At 46.2% G+C, this 19,840-nt stretch carries 18 protein-coding genes; 8 read left to right on the forward strand and 10 right to left on the reverse strand.

Annotated features, from left to right (window positions below; genetic code table 11):
- The first annotated feature begins 14 nt into the window (after positions 1-14).
- The 6 genes from L6466_RS10200 to L6466_RS10225 all read left to right on the forward strand — a co-directional run bounded on the left by L6466_RS10200 (position 15) and on the right by L6466_RS10225 (position 6,633).
- Positions 15-1,697, forward strand: a complete 1,683-nt coding sequence (locus tag L6466_RS10200) for a DUF6359 domain-containing protein (protein WP_237795503.1) — start codon at positions 15-17, stop codon at positions 1,695-1,697.
- Between the two features lie 178 nt (positions 1,698-1,875).
- Positions 1,876-2,130: a type B 50S ribosomal protein L31 gene (locus tag L6466_RS10205; protein ID WP_091816260.1), complete on the forward strand. Its 255-nt coding sequence runs from the start codon at positions 1,876-1,878 to the stop codon at positions 2,128-2,130.
- 96 nt (positions 2,131-2,226) lie between these two features.
- A complete protein-coding gene (locus L6466_RS10210; protein WP_237795501.1) occupies positions 2,227-3,138 on the forward strand; it encodes a DNA/RNA non-specific endonuclease in 912 nt (303 codons plus the stop codon).
- A gap of 33 nt (positions 3,139-3,171) precedes the next feature.
- Positions 3,172-3,723 carry a glutathione peroxidase gene (locus tag L6466_RS10215; protein WP_091816265.1) on the forward strand — a complete coding sequence of 184 codons (552 nt, stop codon included), beginning with the start codon at positions 3,172-3,174 and terminating at the stop codon, positions 3,721-3,723.
- Between the two features lie 16 nt (positions 3,724-3,739).
- On the forward strand, positions 3,740-4,666 hold the full coding sequence (gene trxB / locus L6466_RS10220; protein WP_237795499.1) for a thioredoxin-disulfide reductase: 927 nt from the start codon (positions 3,740-3,742) through the stop codon (positions 4,664-4,666).
- 284 nt (positions 4,667-4,950) lie between these two features.
- Positions 4,951-6,633, forward strand: a complete 1,683-nt coding sequence (locus L6466_RS10225; RefSeq protein WP_091851463.1) for a hybrid sensor histidine kinase/response regulator transcription factor — start codon at positions 4,951-4,953, stop codon at positions 6,631-6,633.
- Here the strand turns inward: L6466_RS10225 and L6466_RS10230 are convergent.
- A complete protein-coding gene (locus tag L6466_RS10230; RefSeq protein ID WP_237795497.1) occupies positions 6,563-8,002 on the reverse strand; it encodes a sodium:solute symporter in 1,440 nt (479 codons plus the stop codon). The two genes, L6466_RS10225 and L6466_RS10230, sit on opposite strands and share 71 nt — an antisense overlap.
- A gap of 102 nt (positions 8,003-8,104) precedes the next feature.
- Here L6466_RS10230 and L6466_RS10235 point away from each other — a divergent pair, with 102 nt between their 5' ends.
- Positions 8,105-9,469 (forward strand): TrpB-like pyridoxal phosphate-dependent enzyme, encoded by a 1,365-nt coding sequence (locus tag L6466_RS10235; RefSeq protein ID WP_091816274.1) that lies wholly within the window; start codon positions 8,105-8,107, stop codon positions 9,467-9,469.
- Between the two features lie 56 nt (positions 9,470-9,525).
- On the opposite strand, the gene L6466_RS10240 is transcribed toward L6466_RS10235, so the two are convergent.
- The 7 genes from L6466_RS10240 to mfd form a co-directional block, all read right to left on the reverse strand.
- Positions 9,526-10,584, reverse strand: coding sequence for a GTP pyrophosphokinase (locus tag L6466_RS10240; protein WP_091816277.1), 1,059 nt, complete (start codon positions 10,582-10,584; stop codon positions 9,526-9,528).
- Entirely contained in the window at positions 10,581-10,883 is a 303-nt protein-coding gene (locus L6466_RS10245; RefSeq protein ID WP_091816281.1) for an STAS domain-containing protein, read from the reverse strand. The genes L6466_RS10240 and L6466_RS10245 overlap by 4 nt, the downstream gene beginning before the upstream one ends.
- A 37-nt stretch (positions 10,884-10,920) precedes the next feature.
- The gene (locus L6466_RS10250) at positions 10,921-11,322 is read right to left on the reverse strand and encodes an ATP-binding protein (RefSeq protein WP_176944262.1); all 402 of its coding nucleotides are present in this window, start codon (positions 11,320-11,322) and stop codon (positions 10,921-10,923) included.
- Positions 11,323-11,346: 24 nt separating this feature from the next.
- Entirely contained in the window at positions 11,347-12,846 is a 1,500-nt protein-coding gene (locus tag L6466_RS10255) for a sensor histidine kinase (RefSeq protein ID WP_237795496.1), read from the reverse strand.
- 157 nt (positions 12,847-13,003) lie between these two features.
- Positions 13,004-13,429: an Hsp20/alpha crystallin family protein gene (locus tag L6466_RS10260; RefSeq protein ID WP_091851455.1), complete on the reverse strand. Its 426-nt coding sequence runs from the start codon at positions 13,427-13,429 to the stop codon at positions 13,004-13,006.
- 149 nt (positions 13,430-13,578) lie between these two features.
- Entirely contained in the window at positions 13,579-14,967 is a 1,389-nt protein-coding gene (locus L6466_RS10265; protein ID WP_237795488.1) for a sulfatase-like hydrolase/transferase, read from the reverse strand.
- Positions 14,968-14,975: 8 nt separating this feature from the next.
- Positions 14,976-18,404, reverse strand: a complete 3,429-nt coding sequence (mfd, locus tag L6466_RS10270) for a transcription-repair coupling factor (protein ID WP_237795486.1) — start codon at positions 18,402-18,404, stop codon at positions 14,976-14,978.
- A gap of 78 nt (positions 18,405-18,482) precedes the next feature.
- Here mfd and L6466_RS10275 point away from each other — a divergent pair, with 78 nt between their 5' ends.
- Entirely contained in the window at positions 18,483-19,097 is a 615-nt protein-coding gene (locus L6466_RS10275) for an acyltransferase (protein WP_237795484.1), read from the forward strand.
- Between the two features lie 2 nt (positions 19,098-19,099).
- Here the strand turns inward: L6466_RS10275 and L6466_RS10280 are convergent, their stop codons facing one another.
- Positions 19,100-19,444, reverse strand: a complete 345-nt coding sequence (locus L6466_RS10280) for a hypothetical protein (RefSeq protein ID WP_091816298.1) — start codon at positions 19,442-19,444, stop codon at positions 19,100-19,102.
- Between the two features lie 67 nt (positions 19,445-19,511).
- On the reverse strand, positions 19,512-19,823 hold the full coding sequence (locus tag L6466_RS10285) for a winged helix-turn-helix domain-containing protein (RefSeq protein WP_091816301.1): 312 nt from the start codon (positions 19,821-19,823) through the stop codon (positions 19,512-19,514).
- Positions 19,824-19,840: the final 17 nt, after the last annotated feature.

The raw sequence follows: 19,840 nt of genomic DNA on the forward strand, positions 1-19,840 counted from the left end.
AAAAGAATAAAACTATGAATAAGATTTTCAAATCAATGATGGCTATGACCATCGCAGCATTCACCTTCACTGCATGTGAAGATGTGCCCGAGCCATACAACAATCCGTATGACTCATTCAACTCAGGAGAAGAGGTTACCATCGACCCCGCAGGTAGTGGTACCGTTGAGGACCCATACAATGTGGCAGCCGCGTTGAAACTTATCAACGAACTTGGCGCAGACGTCAACTCTGACAAGATTTACGTAAAAGGATATATTTCTGACCTCGGCAAAGGAATTGACGCAACTTATCTGAATGCACAATTTACTATTGCTGATGACAAAAACGGAACCAACTCACTTTTGGTTTACCGTTCAAATTATCTGAACGATCAGAAGTTCACCTCTACAGACCAGCTCAAGGCAGGTGACGAAGTGATTATGTGTGGTTCAGTTGTAAATTACAAAGGAGATACTCCTGAGTTTACCACTGGCACATACATTTATTCACATAATGGAACCACAAGTGATAGCGGCAACACATCCGGTGACAATGGCGACGGTAAGGGTACTATCGATTCTCCATATAATGTAACAGCAGCTCTTGCAGCTGGCAGTGGCACTGGCGTGTTCGTGAAAGGATACATCGTTGGTAGTATTGATGGTAAGGCAACAACAGACGCTAAGTTTAGTGCAGAAACCGCTACTGTATCAAACATTCTGGTTGCTGCTTCTGCTGATGAGACCGACATTACCAAGTGTATGCCTGTACAACTGCCTACTGGCGATGTACGCAGCTCACTTAACCTCGTGGATAATGCAGGAAACTACAAAAAGGAAGTAACCCTCTACGGTAACATTGAAAAGTATTTCAGCGTGACTGGTATCAAGAGTGTGACTTACGCAATTCTTAATGGCACTGAGATTGGCACTAAGCCAGAAAGCGGAAACACCCCAAGCGGAGAAGCAAAGGGTAGCGGTACACAAGCTGACCCCTGGAATGTTGTTGCAGCCATCAACGCCATCAATTCAGGAGCACTGCCAGACGAGGCTTTCGTTAAGGGTATTATTGTTCAGCTGGACAAATTCAATAGCACTTATGGCTCTATCACATACTGGATTTCTGACAGCAAGGATGGTAGCACCAAATTGCAGGTATACAGCGGACTTAACCTTAACAAGGAGCAGTTTACTGCACTTGAAAATCTTGCCATAGGCGACGAAGTTGTCGTTGCAGGAAAACTGAAGGACTACAACGGAACACCTGAGTTCGACAAGAACAACTACCTTGTATCTCATAGCAATGGTAGCAATAGTGGTAACACAAATACCACAGGAACACTCGATAATCCTCTGACTGCATCTCAGGCATACGACGCCGTAGCAGCCATGGAAAAAGGAGTGACATCTGAAGCCGACTACTATGTTAAGGGAAAAATTTCCAGCATCAAATTCACTTTCAGTGCTCAGTATGGAACTGCTACCTTTAACATCTCTGACGATGGTGCTACGGGTGGCAAGGAGTTTATCGCATACAGCTGCTATTACTTCGGCAATCAACCCTGGGTTGAAGGCAACACACAGGTTCAAGTAGGCGACGAAGTAATTGTTTGCGGCAAGGTAGTGAACTACAATGGTAACACTCCCGAATTTGCCAGCAAGAAGAACTACTTAGTGAAGCTCAACTCTCAGACAGCTGCCAGCCGTCGCAAATAAGAGTTTCTCTATTTATCATACGGGCTGTATCCACAACGGATGCAGCCCGTTTATTTTTCCTTAACATAGAAAAAGAAGCCAAAAGTTTGCAGGAATCAAAAAAAGTTCGTACCTTTGCACCCTGATTGGCGCATTGTGCGCACAGAATTATTATTTATCATCAATTATACAAAAAGAAATGAAACAAGGAATTCATCCCGAAAACTATCGCCCCGTCGTGTTCAAGGACATGTCCAACGGCGATATGTTCCTTACGAAGTCTACTGCTAAGACTAACGACACTGTAGAGTTCGAAGGCGAAACTTACCCCGTGGTAAAAGTTGAAATCTCAAGCAGCTCTCACCCCTTCTACACTGGTAAGAGCAAGCTCGTCGACACCGCTGGTCGCGTCGATAAGTTCATGAGCCGCTACGGTAAGGCTTCGAAGAAGTAAGATATTTCTAGGAAATGACACTTACGCGAAGGTGCGTCCAGGGTAGTTGCATATGCCTTGTACGCACCTTCATTGACTAATCACAAAAACGAAAAGATGACGACTCTCAAGACCCTTAGTCTGAAACTAACCTTATTCCTATCGGTATGCCTGATAGCAACATCGTGTAGTGATGATGACGACTCCAAGGTTTACGACTTAACAAACAGCAACCAAAACGCCACAAACATTGTCAAGGAAGCATCTCGTTTGGAGATGCCTCACCTAAAGAATGGCTGTATCGTATTGGTTCATTCTACCACACACAAAGAAGGCGTGAACTTCATCGTTGAATGGGATGCAGACAAAAAAGCCCAGCGATGGACAGCCTATCGTATCCATAAAGGCCAGACGGGCTCTGCAGGATATGATGGCAGATTTGAAGAAGATCCAGACCTGCCCACATCTTACAGAGTTTCAGACACATATAGTTACTATAAAGGTTCTGGCTTTACTCGTGGACACATTTGTGCATCGGCTGACAGACAATATTCAAAGACTGCCAATCACCAGACGTTCTACTACACGAATATGCAGCCCCAGTATTACATGTTTAATGCTGGCAATGAAGACAAATACGACAGTCCTTGGTGCAGATTGGAAAGCAAAGTACGCAACTGGGGACGCAGTAGCGGATGCGACACATTATATATTGTAAAAGGTGGAACCATCGAAGAAGATATGCTACTAAAGAATAGTCGTTATCCACAAGGTAAGATTAAGGGACAACTACCTATTCCTAAGTATTTCTTCGTTGCTCTGCTGATGAAAACCAAGACCACCTATCAGGCCATTGGCTTCTGGCTTGAGCACGACAACATAGACCATTCAGGTGACGAGCTCAGCAAATATGCCATGAGCATAGATAACCTGGAGGCACTTACCGGCATTGACTTCTTCTGTAACCTGCCCGACGCCACAGAGAACGAGGTCGAGAAGTCGTTTGCCACAATCAAATGGGGACTATAAACAATCATTTAAATTAATACAACTCACAAAACAATGAAAACTGTTTATGATTTTACTGTCAAAGACAGAAAAGGCAAGGACGTTTCGCTGAAAGAGTACGCCAACGAAGTGCTGCTCATCGTAAACACTGCCACAAAGTGCGGTTTTACACCTCAGTATGAAGAACTGGAGAAACTGTACGAACAGTACCATAGTCAGGGCTTCGAGATCCTGGACTTTCCCTGCAACCAGTTTGGCCAGCAGGCTCCCGGAACCGACGAGAGCATTCACGAGTTCTGCAAGCTGAACTTCGGAACAGAATTTCCACGCTTTAAGAAAGTTAAAGTAAACGGCGACGATGCCGAACCACTGTATAAGTTCCTGCAAGAACAAAAGGGTTTTGCCGGTTGGGATATGACCCACCCCATTGCCCATATTCTCGACGATATGTTGTCAAAGGCAGATCCCAACTACAAAGAATCTGCCGACATCAAATGGAATTTCACTAAATTCCTTATCAACAAGAAAGGTCAGGTTATCGCCCGCTTCGAGCCAACTGAGAAAATTGAAAACATTGCCAAGCAGATTGAAGAACTGCTGAAATAATTCATAGTTCATAGTTATGAAGACGAAATGCTTGATTATTGGTAGCGGTCCTGCAGGCTATACAGCAGCAATCTATGCATCCAGAGCCAATCTGAATCCCATAGAATATAGCGGTATGCAGCCTGGCGGTCAGCTCACACAGACTACCGAGGTAGAGAATTTCCCTGGCTATCCCAACGGCGTGGATGGCAATCAGATGATGATGGACCTGCGCGAACAGGCAGAACGCTTTGGCACAGATATCCGTGATGGTGTAATCACAAAGGTTGATTTCTCTAAGGCTCCCTATAAAGCATGGGACGACTCTAACAACGAGATTGAAGCCGACACAGTGATTATCGCCACTGGAGCATCAGCCAAATACCTGGGACTCGACGATGAGCGCAAATACAACGGCATGGGTGTAAGCGCTTGCGCCACCTGCGACGGATTCTTCTATCGCAAGAAGACCGTAGCAGTAGTAGGTGGTGGCGACACCGCATGTGAAGACTCCCTCTATCTGAGCGGTCTATGCAAAAAAGTATACCTGATTGTACGCAAGAACTATCTGCGCGCTTCAAAAGTCATGCAGCAACGCGTTATGGAACGCGAGAACATTGAGATCCTGTTCGAGCATAACACTATCGGACTCTTTGGAGAAGACGGTGTAGAAGGTGCCCATCTGGTAAAGCGCAAGGGCGAGCCCGACGAACAATTTGTAGACATTGCCATTGACGGATTCTTCCTGGCTATCGGACACAAACCCAATACAGACATATTCAAGGAATGGCTTGAAACCGACGAGGTAGGCTACCTGAAAAAGATAGACGGTACACCCAAAACAAAGATTCCTGGAATATTCGTAGCAGGCGATTGCGCTGACCCCACCTATCGCCAGGCAATCAGTGCGGCAGGTACAGGTTGTCAGGCTGCAATAGAAGCAGAAAGATACTTATTAGCATAAAACGCAAAAAAGCCTCGTTTCACAACGAGGCTTTTTCATAACTAAATTAATCAACCATAAACCTTAACCATTAAAAATCTTTTTACGTTGCAAAGATAACAATTTCATTGGAAAGATAGGTTGAAGTTTTGTTAATTATAGTTTAAAAATTACTTTTTATCGATTTTTCCACCCAAATTAACGAAAAATAAACCTTAATAAGCACTTTTTGAAAAGAAAACTTGCACTTTTTGAAAAATATTCGTAATTTCGCTGTCGAAATTTAAACTTAAAACTACCAACCCATGAACAACGAAATTATTATGGTCATCATTATTATGACGATTCTACTAGTCGTCATCGGTTGGCTCGTATATAGAAGAAGTGTCAAGATACATCATCGGCTACAGATGAACGAGGTATTTACCAACATTTCCCATGAATTACTGACACCACTCACCGTGATTTCTGCATCCATAGAAAAATTACGCGCTCAGGAACCTCAACACACAAAGGACTATGCTTTGATGGAACTCAATATTGAACGTATGACGCGCCTGCTCCAGGAGATTCTTGAAACGAGCAAGTCGCAAGCGGGAGAGCTAAGACTTCGCGTATCACAAGGAGATGTCATAGCCTATATTCGTGAGACAGCCCTAAGCATTGAACCATTGATGTATAAAAAAGGACTTACTTTCGATATACAATGCAACCCACAGTCCATGATGGGATGGATTGATACCGACAAAGTAGACAAGATTATCTATAACCTCCTGTCAAACGCCGCAAAATTCACAAATGCCCAAGGCATTGTAACCCTCAAGGTATGGACCAACAAAGACTTCAATCAAGTCACCATTGAGGTGAGCGATAATGGAATCGGCATCCCAGCTAACAGGCTCAAACATCTGTTTCATCGCTTCTATGATGGCGATTACCGTTGGATGAGAGTCAACGGCACTGGTCTCGGACTGGCACTCACACGCGAGTTGGTCTTTCTGCACAATGGCACCATCCATTGCAAGAGCGAAGAAGGCAAGGGCACCACTTTCACAGTAACTCTTCCTATCGGCAAAGATGCATTTACGCCCTCACAGATTGACGAACAACACGACTTCGATCCTACCAAACCACGCAAAACCATTATCGATATTCGTGCACTGGAAGACATACCAGAGCAACTTGTGACACCTACTGCCTACGAAGAAAAAGAAGAATTCTATAATATCCTGCTCGTAGAGGACAACGAGGAACTGCTTATGCTGATGAAAACACTCATGAGCAGCAAATATAATATCCAAACAGCCACAAACGGTCAACAGGCTCTGGAGATTATAAAGACCCGGGATCTCGACATGATTATTTCTGACGTGACAATGCCAGAAATGGATGGTAACGAACTGACTCGACTCATCAAGAGTAATGAAGATATGCATCACTTGCCCGTCATCCTTATATCAGCTAAGACCAGTGATGAAGCACGCAAGGAATCAATGCTCATAGGTGCCGATGACTTTATCACCAAACCATTCCGTTTGGGCGACCTCGAACTACGTATCAACAACATTATCGAGAACCGCAAGCGAATTGTAGGAGAAAGAGCTGCTACTGAAGAGGAAAACAAAGACCGTCCACTTACCGCTGACGAGGAATTCATTCTGAAAGCCAAGGAATGCGTGATGAAACATCTGGACGACAGTGAATTCGACCGTGACACCTTTGCTGCAGAAATGGGAGCCTCAGGTTCTACGCTCTATAATAAACTTCGTGCACTGACGGGCATGAATATCAATAACTATATTCGCACCATACGCATGAACGAAGCCAAGCGATTAGCAGAGAGCCAACCCGATATCCGGGTGAGCGACCTCGCCTACATGGTGGGGTTCAAGGATCCCAAATACTTTGCCACCTGCTTCAAGAAGGACTTTGGCATTCAGCCGAGCGAGATAATAGCCAAAGCCCAAGAAAAGTCAGCAGCCCGTTGACCATCAGTAATTCGTATCCGAAATGGTATCCCCAAAGTATCTGTGCCATACTGTCGATAGCATAACAGAAGCATGGTGATATTACACAGACAACGGGCGTCCACCTATCGTTTACCAAGCGTTTTGTAAAGAGTCCAAAGACAAAGAGTCCCAACAAAGGACCATAAGTATACGATACGATCGTATAAATTGCATCTATCAGCGACTTATTGTTCAGCAAATGAAACACGATAATCATTACTGCAAACAACAAGCAAATTATCAAATGCGACCGTTTTCTGAGCTGCTCATCATGAGCCCTTCCCTTGATATCCACGCAATAGCTGGTCGTGAGCGATGTCAGCGCCGAGTCGGCACTGGAGAAGGAAGCCGACACGATGCCGAGCACAAAGAGGTAGGAGGTTATATGGAAGAAAGAAGAAGTATGCTCAACATATAGAGGAAGTAATTCATCTCCCTTTGCAGGTAACGCTACGTCCTGACTCTCAAAGAGCTGTGCCAGTAATACGCCCAATGTCAGGAAGAGCAGGTTTACAGGCACAAAGGCAACACCGTAGGAACACATATCCTTCTGCGCTTCACGCAATGACCGGCAAGTCAGGTTTTTCTGCATCATATCCTGATCCAGTCCAGTCATCACAACCACGATAAAAGCACCACTCAGGAACTGTTTCCAGAAATAGCGCGGGGATGTCCAGTCATCAAACTCAAACACTCTACTGCGTTCATCCGTGTATAACGCTCCCAACACATCAGTGAGCGAGAAATCCATCTGAAGCATCACCATATATATAATAAGGAGTAAGGCAACAAAAAGACACGATGTCTGAAACACGTCTGTAAACACAAGCGTACGCACCCCACCCTTTCGTGTATACAGCCAAATCAACAGTACAAGAACCAATACGCTCACCATAAAAGGCACGCCCAATGCTTCAAAGACGAACTGCTGCAATACCATGCATACCACATAGAATTTGATGGTCGCTCCCACCATCTTCGACAATAAAAAGAACCATGCGCCTGTTTGATAGGATTGCCGGCCAAGCCGTTGTCCCAGATACATATAGATAGACGTCAGATTCAATTTATAATAGACAGGCAACAGCACAAACGCCACAACGAGATAGCCTACGATAAAACCCAGGCACACTTGCAGATATGTCATCTGCGACGAGAGCACCATACCAGGAACACTGACAAACGTTACACCTGATATCGACGCCCCTACCATGCCAAAAGCCACCATGTACCATGGCGAACGACGCTCAGCCCGGAAAAAAGTCTGATTATCTGCACGTCTCTGAGTCAACCTGCTGATGAACATCAAAGCAGCAAAATAGATGCATATAATTACAATTATCCACATAACAGTCGGCAAAGTTACAAAATAATTGATAATTGTTAATTGATAATTGATAATTATTTTATAACTTTGCATCGCAAAATACTAAACCAATAATAAAAACGTATGAGCAAACAAAAGAAATTTATCCTTCAGGAAAGTGAGATTCCCACACAGTGGTATAACATCCAGGCCGACATGCCCAACAAGCCTCTGCCTCCTATCCATCCTGCTACCAAGCAGCCCCTTGGCGTTGACGACTTAGCACACATCTTCCCCCGTGAGTGCTGTGTGCAGGAACTCGATACCGAACATCGCTGGATAGATATTCCTGAAGACGTACTGGAGAAGTACAAGTATTACCGCTCTACCCCGCTGGTTCGTGCCTATGCACTTGAAGAGGCACTTGGCACACCCGCCCACATATATTTTAAGAATGAATCTACCAACCCTCTGGGTTCGCACAAAATCAATTCAGCCCTTCCCCAGTGCTACTACGCCAAGCAGGAAGGTACCACAAACGTTACCACAGAGACTGGTGCCGGTCAGTGGGGAGCAGCCTTAAGCTATGCCGCTAAGATCTACGGTTTGGATTGCGCTGTCTATCAGGTAAAGATTACCATGCAGCAGAAGCCATATCGCTCAAGCATCATGCGTACATTTGGTGCTGTTGTCGAGGGTTCACCCTCTATGTCAACCCGTGCTGGTAAGGATATCCTGACCAAGGATCCTACCCACAGCGGATCTTTGGGTACTGCTATCTCTGAAGCCGTGGAACTGGCAACAACAACTCCCAATTGCAAATATACACTCGGTTCTGTGCTCAATCATGTTGGTCTGCACCAGACCATCATCGGTTTGGAGGCCGAGAAGCAGATGCAGATGGCAGGAGAATATCCTGATATCGTGATTGGCTGCTTCGGTGGCGGTAGTAACTTCGGTGGTATCTCTTTCCCCTTTATGCGCCACAACCTGAGCGGTGAGCGTCACACAGAATTCATTGCCGCCGAGCCCGACAGCTGTCCTAAGTTGACCCGCGGTCAGTTCCGCTACGACTTTGGCGACGAGGCAGGCTACACACCTCTGCTCCCCATGTTCACACTGGGTCATAACTTCAAGCCAAGCAACATCCACGCTGGCGGTCTGCGCTATCATGGTGCCGGCATGATTATCTCGCAGTTGATTAAGGACGGTCTAATGCACGGTGTAGATATTCCTCAGCTCGAGACCTTCGAGGCAGGTATGCTCTTTGCCCGCACGGAGGGTATTATCCCTGCTCCCGAGAGCACTCATGCCATCGCCGCAACCATCCGCGAGGCCAAGAAGTGCATTGAGACCGGCGAAGAGAAGGTTATCCTGTTCAACCTCTCTGGTCACGGACTCATCGATATGCCCAGCTACGAGGCCTATATCAAGGGTGATTTGCAGAACTACACTGTAACCGACGAGATGATTGCCGAAAACCTGGCAGAACTTGACAACCAGAAATAAGACAACTGATATAAATAAAAGAAAGTTTCGTTCCAATTCTGAAACGAAACTTTTTTTTATTTTTTTACGAAGGGCAGTGAAGCCACTTGTTCGTACAACATATCCGCTAGCATCTCATTGCTATCATGTGTGCCGTTAATCGTGTCATAGAACCATCTCAGACCTACACGACCACGCCCGGTCTTCAGGATATGAACAAGACAGAGGTTCTGTAATCCGATACTCTCAGCCAGGATATCCAAATCTGTGATAGCCAGTTGCGACACAGCCAACTGATAAGCCTCCTCACCATTACTATCTATAAAGCGCTGCAAATCACCCAGGGTCTCTAATCCAAAGCCCTCGAGTATGGGCAGATACGGCATCAAAGACGCTGGAAATATCTCAGCCTGATTCACAGCTGCAATACGCTGGTTCAGCTTATTGAAAGGATGCATCTGCAGATAGCTACTAAAGGAATCAGTGCTTAGCAACACCTCATCCAACTTACCCGATTTCACCAAAGCCTGCACCTGTCGGCGGTAGTCAGTCATGGTGGTACGCAACCTGCTGAACTCATCATCTGCCAGTTCCAGCATACCTGCCAATCTACTGAACTGACGACGGTATTCCGGTGGCAGCTTCACAGCACCCTTGTATCCTATATCATGTTCAATCGCTGACCACACATGCTGTAAGGCTGTACGCATCTGAATCTCGAAAGGAGCACTCCCCTCTTTTAGTCGACAGATATAATGCAATGAGTTATAACCGAAACTCGTCAGTTCATGTGCCTTACGCTTATCAATAGAGTTGGACCAGTCTACATCATACAACTGCTGTACGATAGCAGCCACCTTGTCAACATCATCCGTATAGAAAGTGATGATGCGTAATCCCACCAAATCGGTGATATCCTCTAAAGACGCATATTTGTCGCCTTTACGCTCCAGTTTCCCAGCCAACGACTGTTCCGTCTTCACACGATATTCTATGGCACTCAGTTCCACAGACTGCTCATGCAACACCTGTCTCAACTGGTCGTAGACCGTTTTTGACAACTGTTCCAAAGCAGGCACCTGTTCCCTGAACTGTTGCAGGAGTGCCTCTCCGTGAGGATTCAGCTTAGGTATCATTTAAACTCAAACAGATTGGTAAAGCCTGTCATGGCAAATACCGTACGCAAATCATCATTGATACCAGTGATAAACACACGGCTACCCTTAGGTTTGGCATTCTTCAGTACGCCAAGCAGCAAACGCAAGCCACTTGAAGAGATATACTCCAGTTTATTACAATCGAACACGATGTTATGGCCTGTGCAATCATACAGAGGCTTCAGAGCCTGCTCAGTCTCTACTGCTGCTGCAGTGTCCAAACGTCCCTCAAACACAGCGACCAACTCGCCATCCTTCTCCAAAATTGTAGTTTTCATAATTTTAAGTCGTTTTATGATTATTCGAATTTATTTTCTATTTTATCTTCACGAGTGTCAGTCTGTTCTTACCATCTTTATATTCATAACTGACGGTATCCATCAACTGGCGCACCAGGAAGATACCCAGTCCACCAATAGGACGTTCCTCTGCCGATAGCGTCGTATCAGCGTCAGCCTCAGCTGTTGGATCAAATGGCGTGCCACCATCAATAATAACAAATCGCACACGATCACCCATCTCCTCTGCTTCAATGACTATATCACCCTGCACACCTTTTGGATAAGCATAGTTCATCACGTTGACCACAGCCTCTTCCATAGCCAGGTTCATCTGCATGGTAACTGAGGCATTAAAGCCTGCGGTCTCGCAGACCTCATCTATGAATGCAGCCAGCAGCGGCACATCCTGAATATCATTTCTTAGAGTTAAAGTCATATCGTCAGGTTTTATGGTTATCATTTACACATGTAGATTCAGTACGAAGCGCGTACCCTTGGTAAATGCGGGATCAATATCCAGATCGGCATTCATCTTCAAAGCCATCTGTTTACAGATAGGCAATCCAAGTCCGTCACCTTCAGTCAGGTCCTTTATCTCAAGGAAAGGCTTGAACACGTCTTCACGTTTCTCCTGAGGAATCACAGAACCCGTATTCGTAATCAGGAACTGATAGGTATGAGGACTGCGCTTTTTGAACTCCAATGTGATTTTTCCCTCTGCTGGCGTATATACTGCCGCATTTTTCAGCAAATGACGTAAGACATAAGTGATATACTCTTTGTGGAGTTTCACCTCCATCTTGGGCACCGTCATAGTCAGTGACACGTTATCCTTCACCTTTGGCTGTATCTCCTCTATCAGGCTCTCGCACAGAGGCTGTACCTGCGTATCCTGGAAATCATCCGTATCGGCCGACTTATTCTCAACGTCCGATAACGTCTGGATATGTTCTGAGAATCTCAGCAGTGCCTTCACCTCTGGTTTCGAATCATCCAGTTTATTCAGCGTAGGCTCCAGCTGCGATGAGATATTGCTGATAAACTTCGCCTTCAGGGCATTGCTCTCGTTAGCCAGTTCTATGGTTTTCTTCTGCTTACGGGTGGTCACCATATAGCGCATCAGCACCATAGCTCCCAATACCAGCACTACCGCCAGCACCACAGCCAGCACAATAAGTCCTGAGATGGTCAACTGACGTGCCGACAACGAATCGTCCTTATCAGCTATAATCTGCTCATTGTTAGCAATCACCTGTTTCAGGCTATCGCGTTCTGCTGCCGTCTTAATCGCTGTCACAGAGTCTTTCCATACCATATAACTGCTATATGCCTGATTCAGCATACCAGCGTTATTACTCTGACGTCCGCTGGCCAACAAAGTCTGATAAACCTTATCTACCTTGTCGTAATCACCTTCAGCGGTCAGTTTTGCAGCCATTTCCTTAAATACAGCATTACCCTGTGACGTCTGTCCGAAGGTATAGTAATAAATGGCCTTATGATAAAGCAGGTCGTTTTTCAGGCTCTCATCATTCGCCTGGTTCACGTTTGCCTCCATCGCAGCCAACTGTTCCTTCACACGATCACTCTTGCGCATCTTCATATACATCTGCATGCGCTCTTTAGAAGTCTGATAACGCAAGGCTGCCTTACTGCTGGCCATGCCATGACCTGCAGCAATAGACTGATCGACACGACGTAGCAAGTCAAAAGCCTCTTTCCAGAAATTTTCCTGATAATATAGCACCGTAGCTTTCACGCCACATGTCACACCATCCTCCATCTGACCTTTAGCCACATAACCTTCAAAAGCACGGATATACAAAGAACGGGCGCTGGCAACATGATGACTGGCAGCTTCAGCCTCTGCACGCTGATGCAGTTCGCTTTTCTCAGCCATCAGGCTCACACAACCAAAGAATACACTTATGAATAATACAAATAATCTTCTGTTTTCCATCCTTCAAATTTTTAGTCACGATAATTCACTTGCAAAAGTAACAATAAATTCCTTTTCAACCAAGAAAAACGACAAAAAAAGCAGAAAAAACGTAAAAAGGCAGCTGCATTTATTTGCAGCTGCCTTTCATCCTTCATTCAGACAAGTACGTGTCCGCTTATCCTATCTCAATCTGGCGGCTCAGTTTCACCTTTTCCTCCACCTGCTTTGGCAATTCTACCGTCAGCACGCCGTTTTCCACATGAGCCTTGATATCCTCTCGTTTCACATCGTCTGGCAACAACAGTGTCTGTTCAAACTTTGAATATGAAAACTCGCGGCGCAGATAGCGGGCACTCTTGTCTTCCTCCTTATTTTCGTTTTTCTTTTCCATCTTAACGATCAGGTTGCCCTCATCATTGATATGCACGTTGAAATCCTCTTTCTTCATACCCGGAGCAGCCAGTTCTACAACGTAGGCCTTGTCAGTCTCTTTTACGTTAATGGCCGGGGCTGTGCAGTTTGCACGCGGCATAAAGTCGGTATCAAAGAAATCATTGAATACTGTTGGAATCCAATTGTTTGTTCTCATCATTGGTGTCATAATTTTGTCCTCCTAATGTTTTTTTATTGGTTTTACAATGTTGTTTCTATTGTTTTGAGCATCTTGCTCGATTACAATAAGGCAACATCAATGCCAACGCAAAAAGTTAAGTCAAAATGACACATAACACAGACAAAATGTCGCACCAATTATTCTCCATCCAACGGCCAGCACTCGGAAGGCTGATGCATACGACGCATCTCCTCGTCGAAACGCTTCACCATCTCAGGGTATTCATCAGCCAGGTTATGCCGTTCCTCAGGATCATCCTTCAGGTTATAGAGCTCCAACGGTGCATTCTTCTTAATGGTAACGCATTTCCAGTCGCCCAGACGGGCTGCACGTTGTTTACCCGTGAACTCCCAATAGAGCATACGGTGGTCGGTATCTACGGGTTGTCCGTAGAAAAGCGGCAAGATATTGATGCCGTTGATTCCCTGAGGTAAACTATTTTCCGAACCCGTGAGGGCAGCCAACGTTGGCATCACATCAGGGAAATAAATGAGGTTCTGCAGTTTCTGTACAGGCACACGACCAGGCTGATTCACAATCATAGGCACACGGATACCACCCTCATAGAGTTGTCCCTTACGTCCATGAAAGCCTGCATTGCAATTAAGTTCTGCAATCGGAGCCTGTACGGCAGCACCATTGTCAGAGGCAAAGATCACAAGCGTGTTCTCACGTAACCCCTCCCGGTCAAGATAAGCCAGCAACCGTCCGATGGCACGATCCATATGAGTAATCAGCGAAGCATAGCGTTTGGTATTCATTGACCAGTCCTGCTGTCCGTCATACCATGAAGTCTCATCGATGATATAAGGTTCGTGAGGCGCATCATAAGCCAGATAAAGGAAAAACGGGCGTTCTTTGTTACGTCCGATGAAAGCAATCGCATCATCAGTAGAGATATCAGTATTATGACGCACATGAGCATCATGAGCATTCTCCTCGATGGTAGTCAGCGAATCTCCAACAAAGCGATAGTAGGGGTAATAATATGGAGAATTTGAGTGGACCGTAGAAATGGTCCAGCCATAGAACTCATCGAAACCCCTATGATTGGGCGAAGCCGTAGGGTCGTAACCATCAAGATGCCATTTATTCACCAAACAGGTACGATAGCCTGCCGTACCCAGGACGGTAGCAATGGTCGTATCTGAAGGCATCAGATTGGTACGACGGATATAGGTCGTATCACCATTCGCATTAATCTTCACACCCTGAATACCACCAACAGGACATTGGTTATCCCGGATACGGGTGTTACCAGTATGCTTGCCTGTCATCAGTGAACAGCGCGAAGGACTCGATATGCCACTACCTGCATAACACTGCGTAAAAGTAGTACCTGTCTCTGAAAGGCGGTCGATATTTGGCGTCTTCACATGCTTCGAACCAAAGCACGACAAATCACCATAGCCCATATCGTCGGCCAGGATAAAGATAATGTTCGGACGCTCGGGAGTTGCTTTCTGTGCCTCAGCCTCAGCAGCCGCCACAGCACCCGTCAAGGCCAGGAATAATCGATAGTTCATGGGCACATTCAAATTTGTTTCAATACTTTCACAGCCTCACCTACAGTAGGCACATCGGTAATCACCATAGAGCGTTTTCCATTTTGCTCACGCAGATTACAGCGACGCACATTCGTGGTGGCATAGGTTATGATACGTCCGAAAGCCTCACTCTGATAGAACGGACTGCGGGCATTACTTACGAAATAAAGGAACATACGTCCCTGTTTAAGCATAATCTTCTCACATCCCAGGGCCTTGCCGTACCGGCGCAAAGCAACCACATGCAGCAGTTCCTCTGCCTGTGGGGGCAAAGGACCGAAACGGTCTATGAGGCGTTTGCAATAAGCCTCAACCTCCTCATCATTACGTGTATTGTCCAGTTCACGATAGAGCAGCATACGTTCAGAGTCAGAAGGCACATACTGGTCGGGGAAATACATCTCAAGATCAGTCTCAAGGTTACAGTCGGAGACAAAAGGCCCATCTCCCGGCAGCCCCTCCCCAGTCCCCTCCCTGCGAGGGAGGGACGAAGGCAGTCCCTGCTCTTGAGCCTGACTTCCCCCTTCCATCTCTGAGAGGGGTTGGGGATTAGTCTGCTCCTCATTCCTCAATTCCACCATAGCCTCATTCAGAATCTTCTGATAGGTCTCATAACCCAAATCAGAGATAAAACCACTCTGTTCAGCACCCAGCAGGTTACCTGCGCCACGGATATCAAGGTCCTGCATGGCGATATTGATGCCACTGCCTAAGTCAGAGAAATTCTCCAGAGCTTCCAGTCGGCGACGACTATCTACAGGCAGAGCCGACAATGGCGGTGCCAACAAGTAGCAGAAAGCCTTACGATTTCCACGACCTACACGACCACGCATCTGGTGCAGGTCGCTAAGACCAAAGTACTGTGCACTATTGATAATAATAGTATTGGCATTGGGGATATCGATACCATTCTCCACGATGGTGGTAGACAGAAGCACATCGTAGTCGTAGTTAGAGAAGTCGAGAATAATCTTCTCCAGTTCCTCGGGTTTCATCTGACCATGACCGATGGCCACACGACAATCGGGGATATACTTATGAATCATCTCCTCAATATGCGTCAGGTCACTGATACGGTTATTCACGAAATAGACCTGTCCATTACGACTCATCTCAAAGTTGATGGCATCGGTGATAATCTCGGCAGAGAAAGTGTGTATCTCCGTCTGAATAGGATAACGATTAGGAGGAGGCGTCTGGATGACGCTGAGGTCACGGGCCCCGACAAGTGAGAACTGTAAGGTACGCGGAATTGGCGTAGCACTCATTGTGAGGGTATCCACATTCGTCTTCATCTGACGCAGTTTTTCCTTTGTGGACACGCCGAATTTCTGTTCCTCATCGATAATCAGAAGTCCCAGATCCTTGAACTTCACGCTCTTACTAATAAGTTTATGCGTACCGATAAGGATATCCACCTTACCCTCTTCCAGGTCTTTCAGCAGCGCGGTGGTCTGTTTCGCAGTACGAGCACGGGTAAGATAATCCACCCGGACAGGCATATCCTTCAGTCGGCCCTGGAAGGTACGGTAATGCTGATAGGCCAACACCGTGGTAGGCACCATCACAGCCACCTGTTTTCCATCAACAGCAGCCTTGAAGGCAGCACGTACGGCCACCTCAGTCTTACCAAAGCCCACATCGCCGCAAACCAGTCGGTCCATCGGCTTCTGCATCTCCATATCAGCCTTTACGTCCTGTGTAGCCTTGAGCTGGTCGGGGGTATCCTCGTAGAGGAACGAAGCCTCGAGTTCATGCTGTAAGTAGGTATCGTGACTGAAGGCGAATCCCTTCTGATGACGACGGGCTGCATAGAGTTTGATAAGGTCGCGGGCAATATCCTTGATATGTTTCTTGGTACGTTCCTTAAGACGTTCCCACTGACCAGTACCCAATGTCGACATGCGGGGCTGCTGACCATCTTCTTGCGACTTGTATTTCGATACCTTGTATAAAGAATGAATACTGACATAGATCGCATCACCACGCTGATAGATAATTTTAATCATCTCCTGAAAACCGCCGTTCTGCAAAGGCATTCTGACCAGTCCGCCGAATTTTCCGATACCATGGTCCACATGTACCACATAGTCACCAATCTCGAATTGCTGAATCTCTTTCAGTGTAAGTGCCACCTTACCACTACGGGCCTTGTCACTCTTAAGGTTATATTTATGGAAGCGGTCGAATATCTGGTGGTCGGTGAACAGGCACAGGCGTCCGTCAGCATCAACAAATCCCTCGTGCAGGGTCTTATCCACGGGAATAAACTCTACACCTTGTTTCATCTCTGCAAAGATATCTTTCAGACGTTCCTGCTGCTTGGCACTGTCAGCCAGGATATAGAGCTTGAAACCCTGCAGCAGATAGTCCTCCAAAGTCTGCGTCAACAGTTCAAAGTTCTTATGGAAAAGCGGTTGGGGCTTGATATTGAAGCGTATAACGGCAGAACTTTTCTCATCTTTCAACAGAATCTTGCGGAACGGCTCAGCATCCAGAGCGAACTGCGAGCCGGTAATAATCTGACTGTCACGCCGCATCTCTTTTTCAATCTGGCGCTGTTCCATCTCCGTTGCCTCTGCCATACGTTCCTGCATGGCCTGTTGCGAGAAGCCCTCCTGATAGGTGCGTTCTATGGACTCACGGACAAACTGCAGGTCTTTCGTAACCAGCAAAGTATCATCTGGAAGGAACTTCAAGATTGACTCTTTCTCCTCCTCAGCTGTCAGTTCTGGTACAATATCCACATGATCACATCGCTCTTTCGACAATTGGTTTTCTACCTCGAAGGTACGGATCGAGTCAATATCATCGCCAAAGAAATCGATACGGAAAGGGAACTCATGACTATACGAATAAACGTCAAGGATAGAACCACGCAGGGCAAACTGTCCCGGCTCATAGACATAGTCAACCTCACGGAAGCCGAACTCACGCAATGTCTTACAGATAACATCCACACTCATCGACTGATCCTGTTCCAGGGTCAACCGGCGGGCGTCCAACTGTTTTCGCGTCACCACCATCTCGGCAAGTGCCTCGGGATAAGTCACGATATACAACAGGTTATGATGCGTCGCCTGGGAGAGCACCTCCGTGCGAAGAATCTCGCTGGCAGGGTCTTTCTGACCGTATTTAATGGCACGCTTATAACTGGAAGGAAAGAAGAGTACTTGCTTGTCGCCCATCACCTGACAAAGGTCGTGATAGAAATAACCGGCCTCCTCGGCGTCCTGCATAACAAAAAGCAGGCGTGACTCTATCTTCAGCGACAGGGCACTAAAGGCCAACGGCGCGGAAGAAGCCAGGAGGCCATCAAGGGAAATCGACTTTAACGAAGATTTTCCTATGGCTTTTGACAAGGCTACCACCTGAGGATGATTGGCGTATAGTTTTTGTAGTTCCTGAATATTCATTTTCGATATTTTCTGCAAAATTAGGAAAAAAATTTGGGATTCTCGAATATTCTACGTATTTTTGCATCAAATCATCCTATGGTTACGAAGAAGAAAGAGGACATCAGACAGAATCTGAAAGCCAATCCGCGACTGAAGCGATGGATTGACTATCTGATAATGAACCAGCGTGACGCAAGACCACGATGGTACATCCGCCTGTTGGCTCCTCTCTATCAAGAACGTGGACGCGGTTCAAAAATATACTGGTCCGTACGGATGGACACCCCACCCTACAGACTTTTTTCACTTGGTCAGAACAGCGTGGTTGAGTCGTATTCATGCATCAACAACGCCGTAGGTGATGTCATCATTGGCGACCATACCCGTATAGGTATCCACAACACGATTATCGGTCCCGTGACTATTGGCAGTCACGTTAACCTGGCACAAGGTATCACGGTGACAGCACTGAACCATAATTTCAGTGACACGACAAGACGTATCGACGAGCAAGGCATCTCAACAAATCCTGTCACGATAGAGGATGATGTTTGGATTGGCGCCAACGCCGTTATCCTGCCAGGTGTCACGATAGGTCAACACGCAGTAGTTGCAGCAGGTGCCGTGGTAACGGCAGACGTTCCAACGAACACCGTTGTGGGTGGTGTTCCAGCAAGAATCATCAAGAAAATAAATACGGGAGACGACTAATCCTAGTCAAACAGACTGAGTGAGAGATCCTGTTTGGGCTTCTCTTCCTCAACTTCCTCCATTTCTATCTCTTCCTCACGAAATTCAAGCATCAGCTGACGGGCATCGGCATTATTCTGGGTATTCAGCCGGTAATAGCCACGACGGCCGGTACTTTCAATCAATGAGAGGGAAGATTTTGAATTTTTCAACAGGTATTGCTGCACAAACTGCTTTACCTCCTGAAGGTCGGGCTGGGAAAACAAAGTGCAGTTAAGGTTATACACATGTTTTGCCAGCAATGACACACTGATGCCACGCTCACCTACTTCTGACAATATATGCAATATCTGTTGTTCGTATGTCATTTTCACTAAAAAAGGTCGGTAATACAGTGCTTACCGACCTTTTCTTATTGTTTCGTTTGCCCGTCTCTTAGGCCAGAACAATCTTGTTGTCATCTGTGCTCAGGAGCTTACCCTCCTTGAACAACCAACCGAGACCGAGCAGAGTCTCTTCTTCTGTAATCTTTGCAGCCTTGGCAATCTCCTTTACATTGAGTGCCTTCTGCGCTGCTGCCAGAGCCTGATAAACATCTCCTGCCTTGAAACCAATGTTCTCAGCGTTAACAGCTGTAACTTCAGCCTTTACTGCGGCCTTCTTTGTTGCAGTTGCCTTCTTAGCTGCGGGAGCCTTAGCTTCCTTCGTTTCAGCAGCCTTCTTTGTAGTAGCTTTTTTTTCTGCCATAATAGTTATAAAATTAA

The organism is Prevotella communis, from assembly GCF_022024175.1.
Classification (GTDB): Bacteria; Bacteroidota; Bacteroidia; order Bacteroidales; family Bacteroidaceae; genus Prevotella; species Prevotella communis.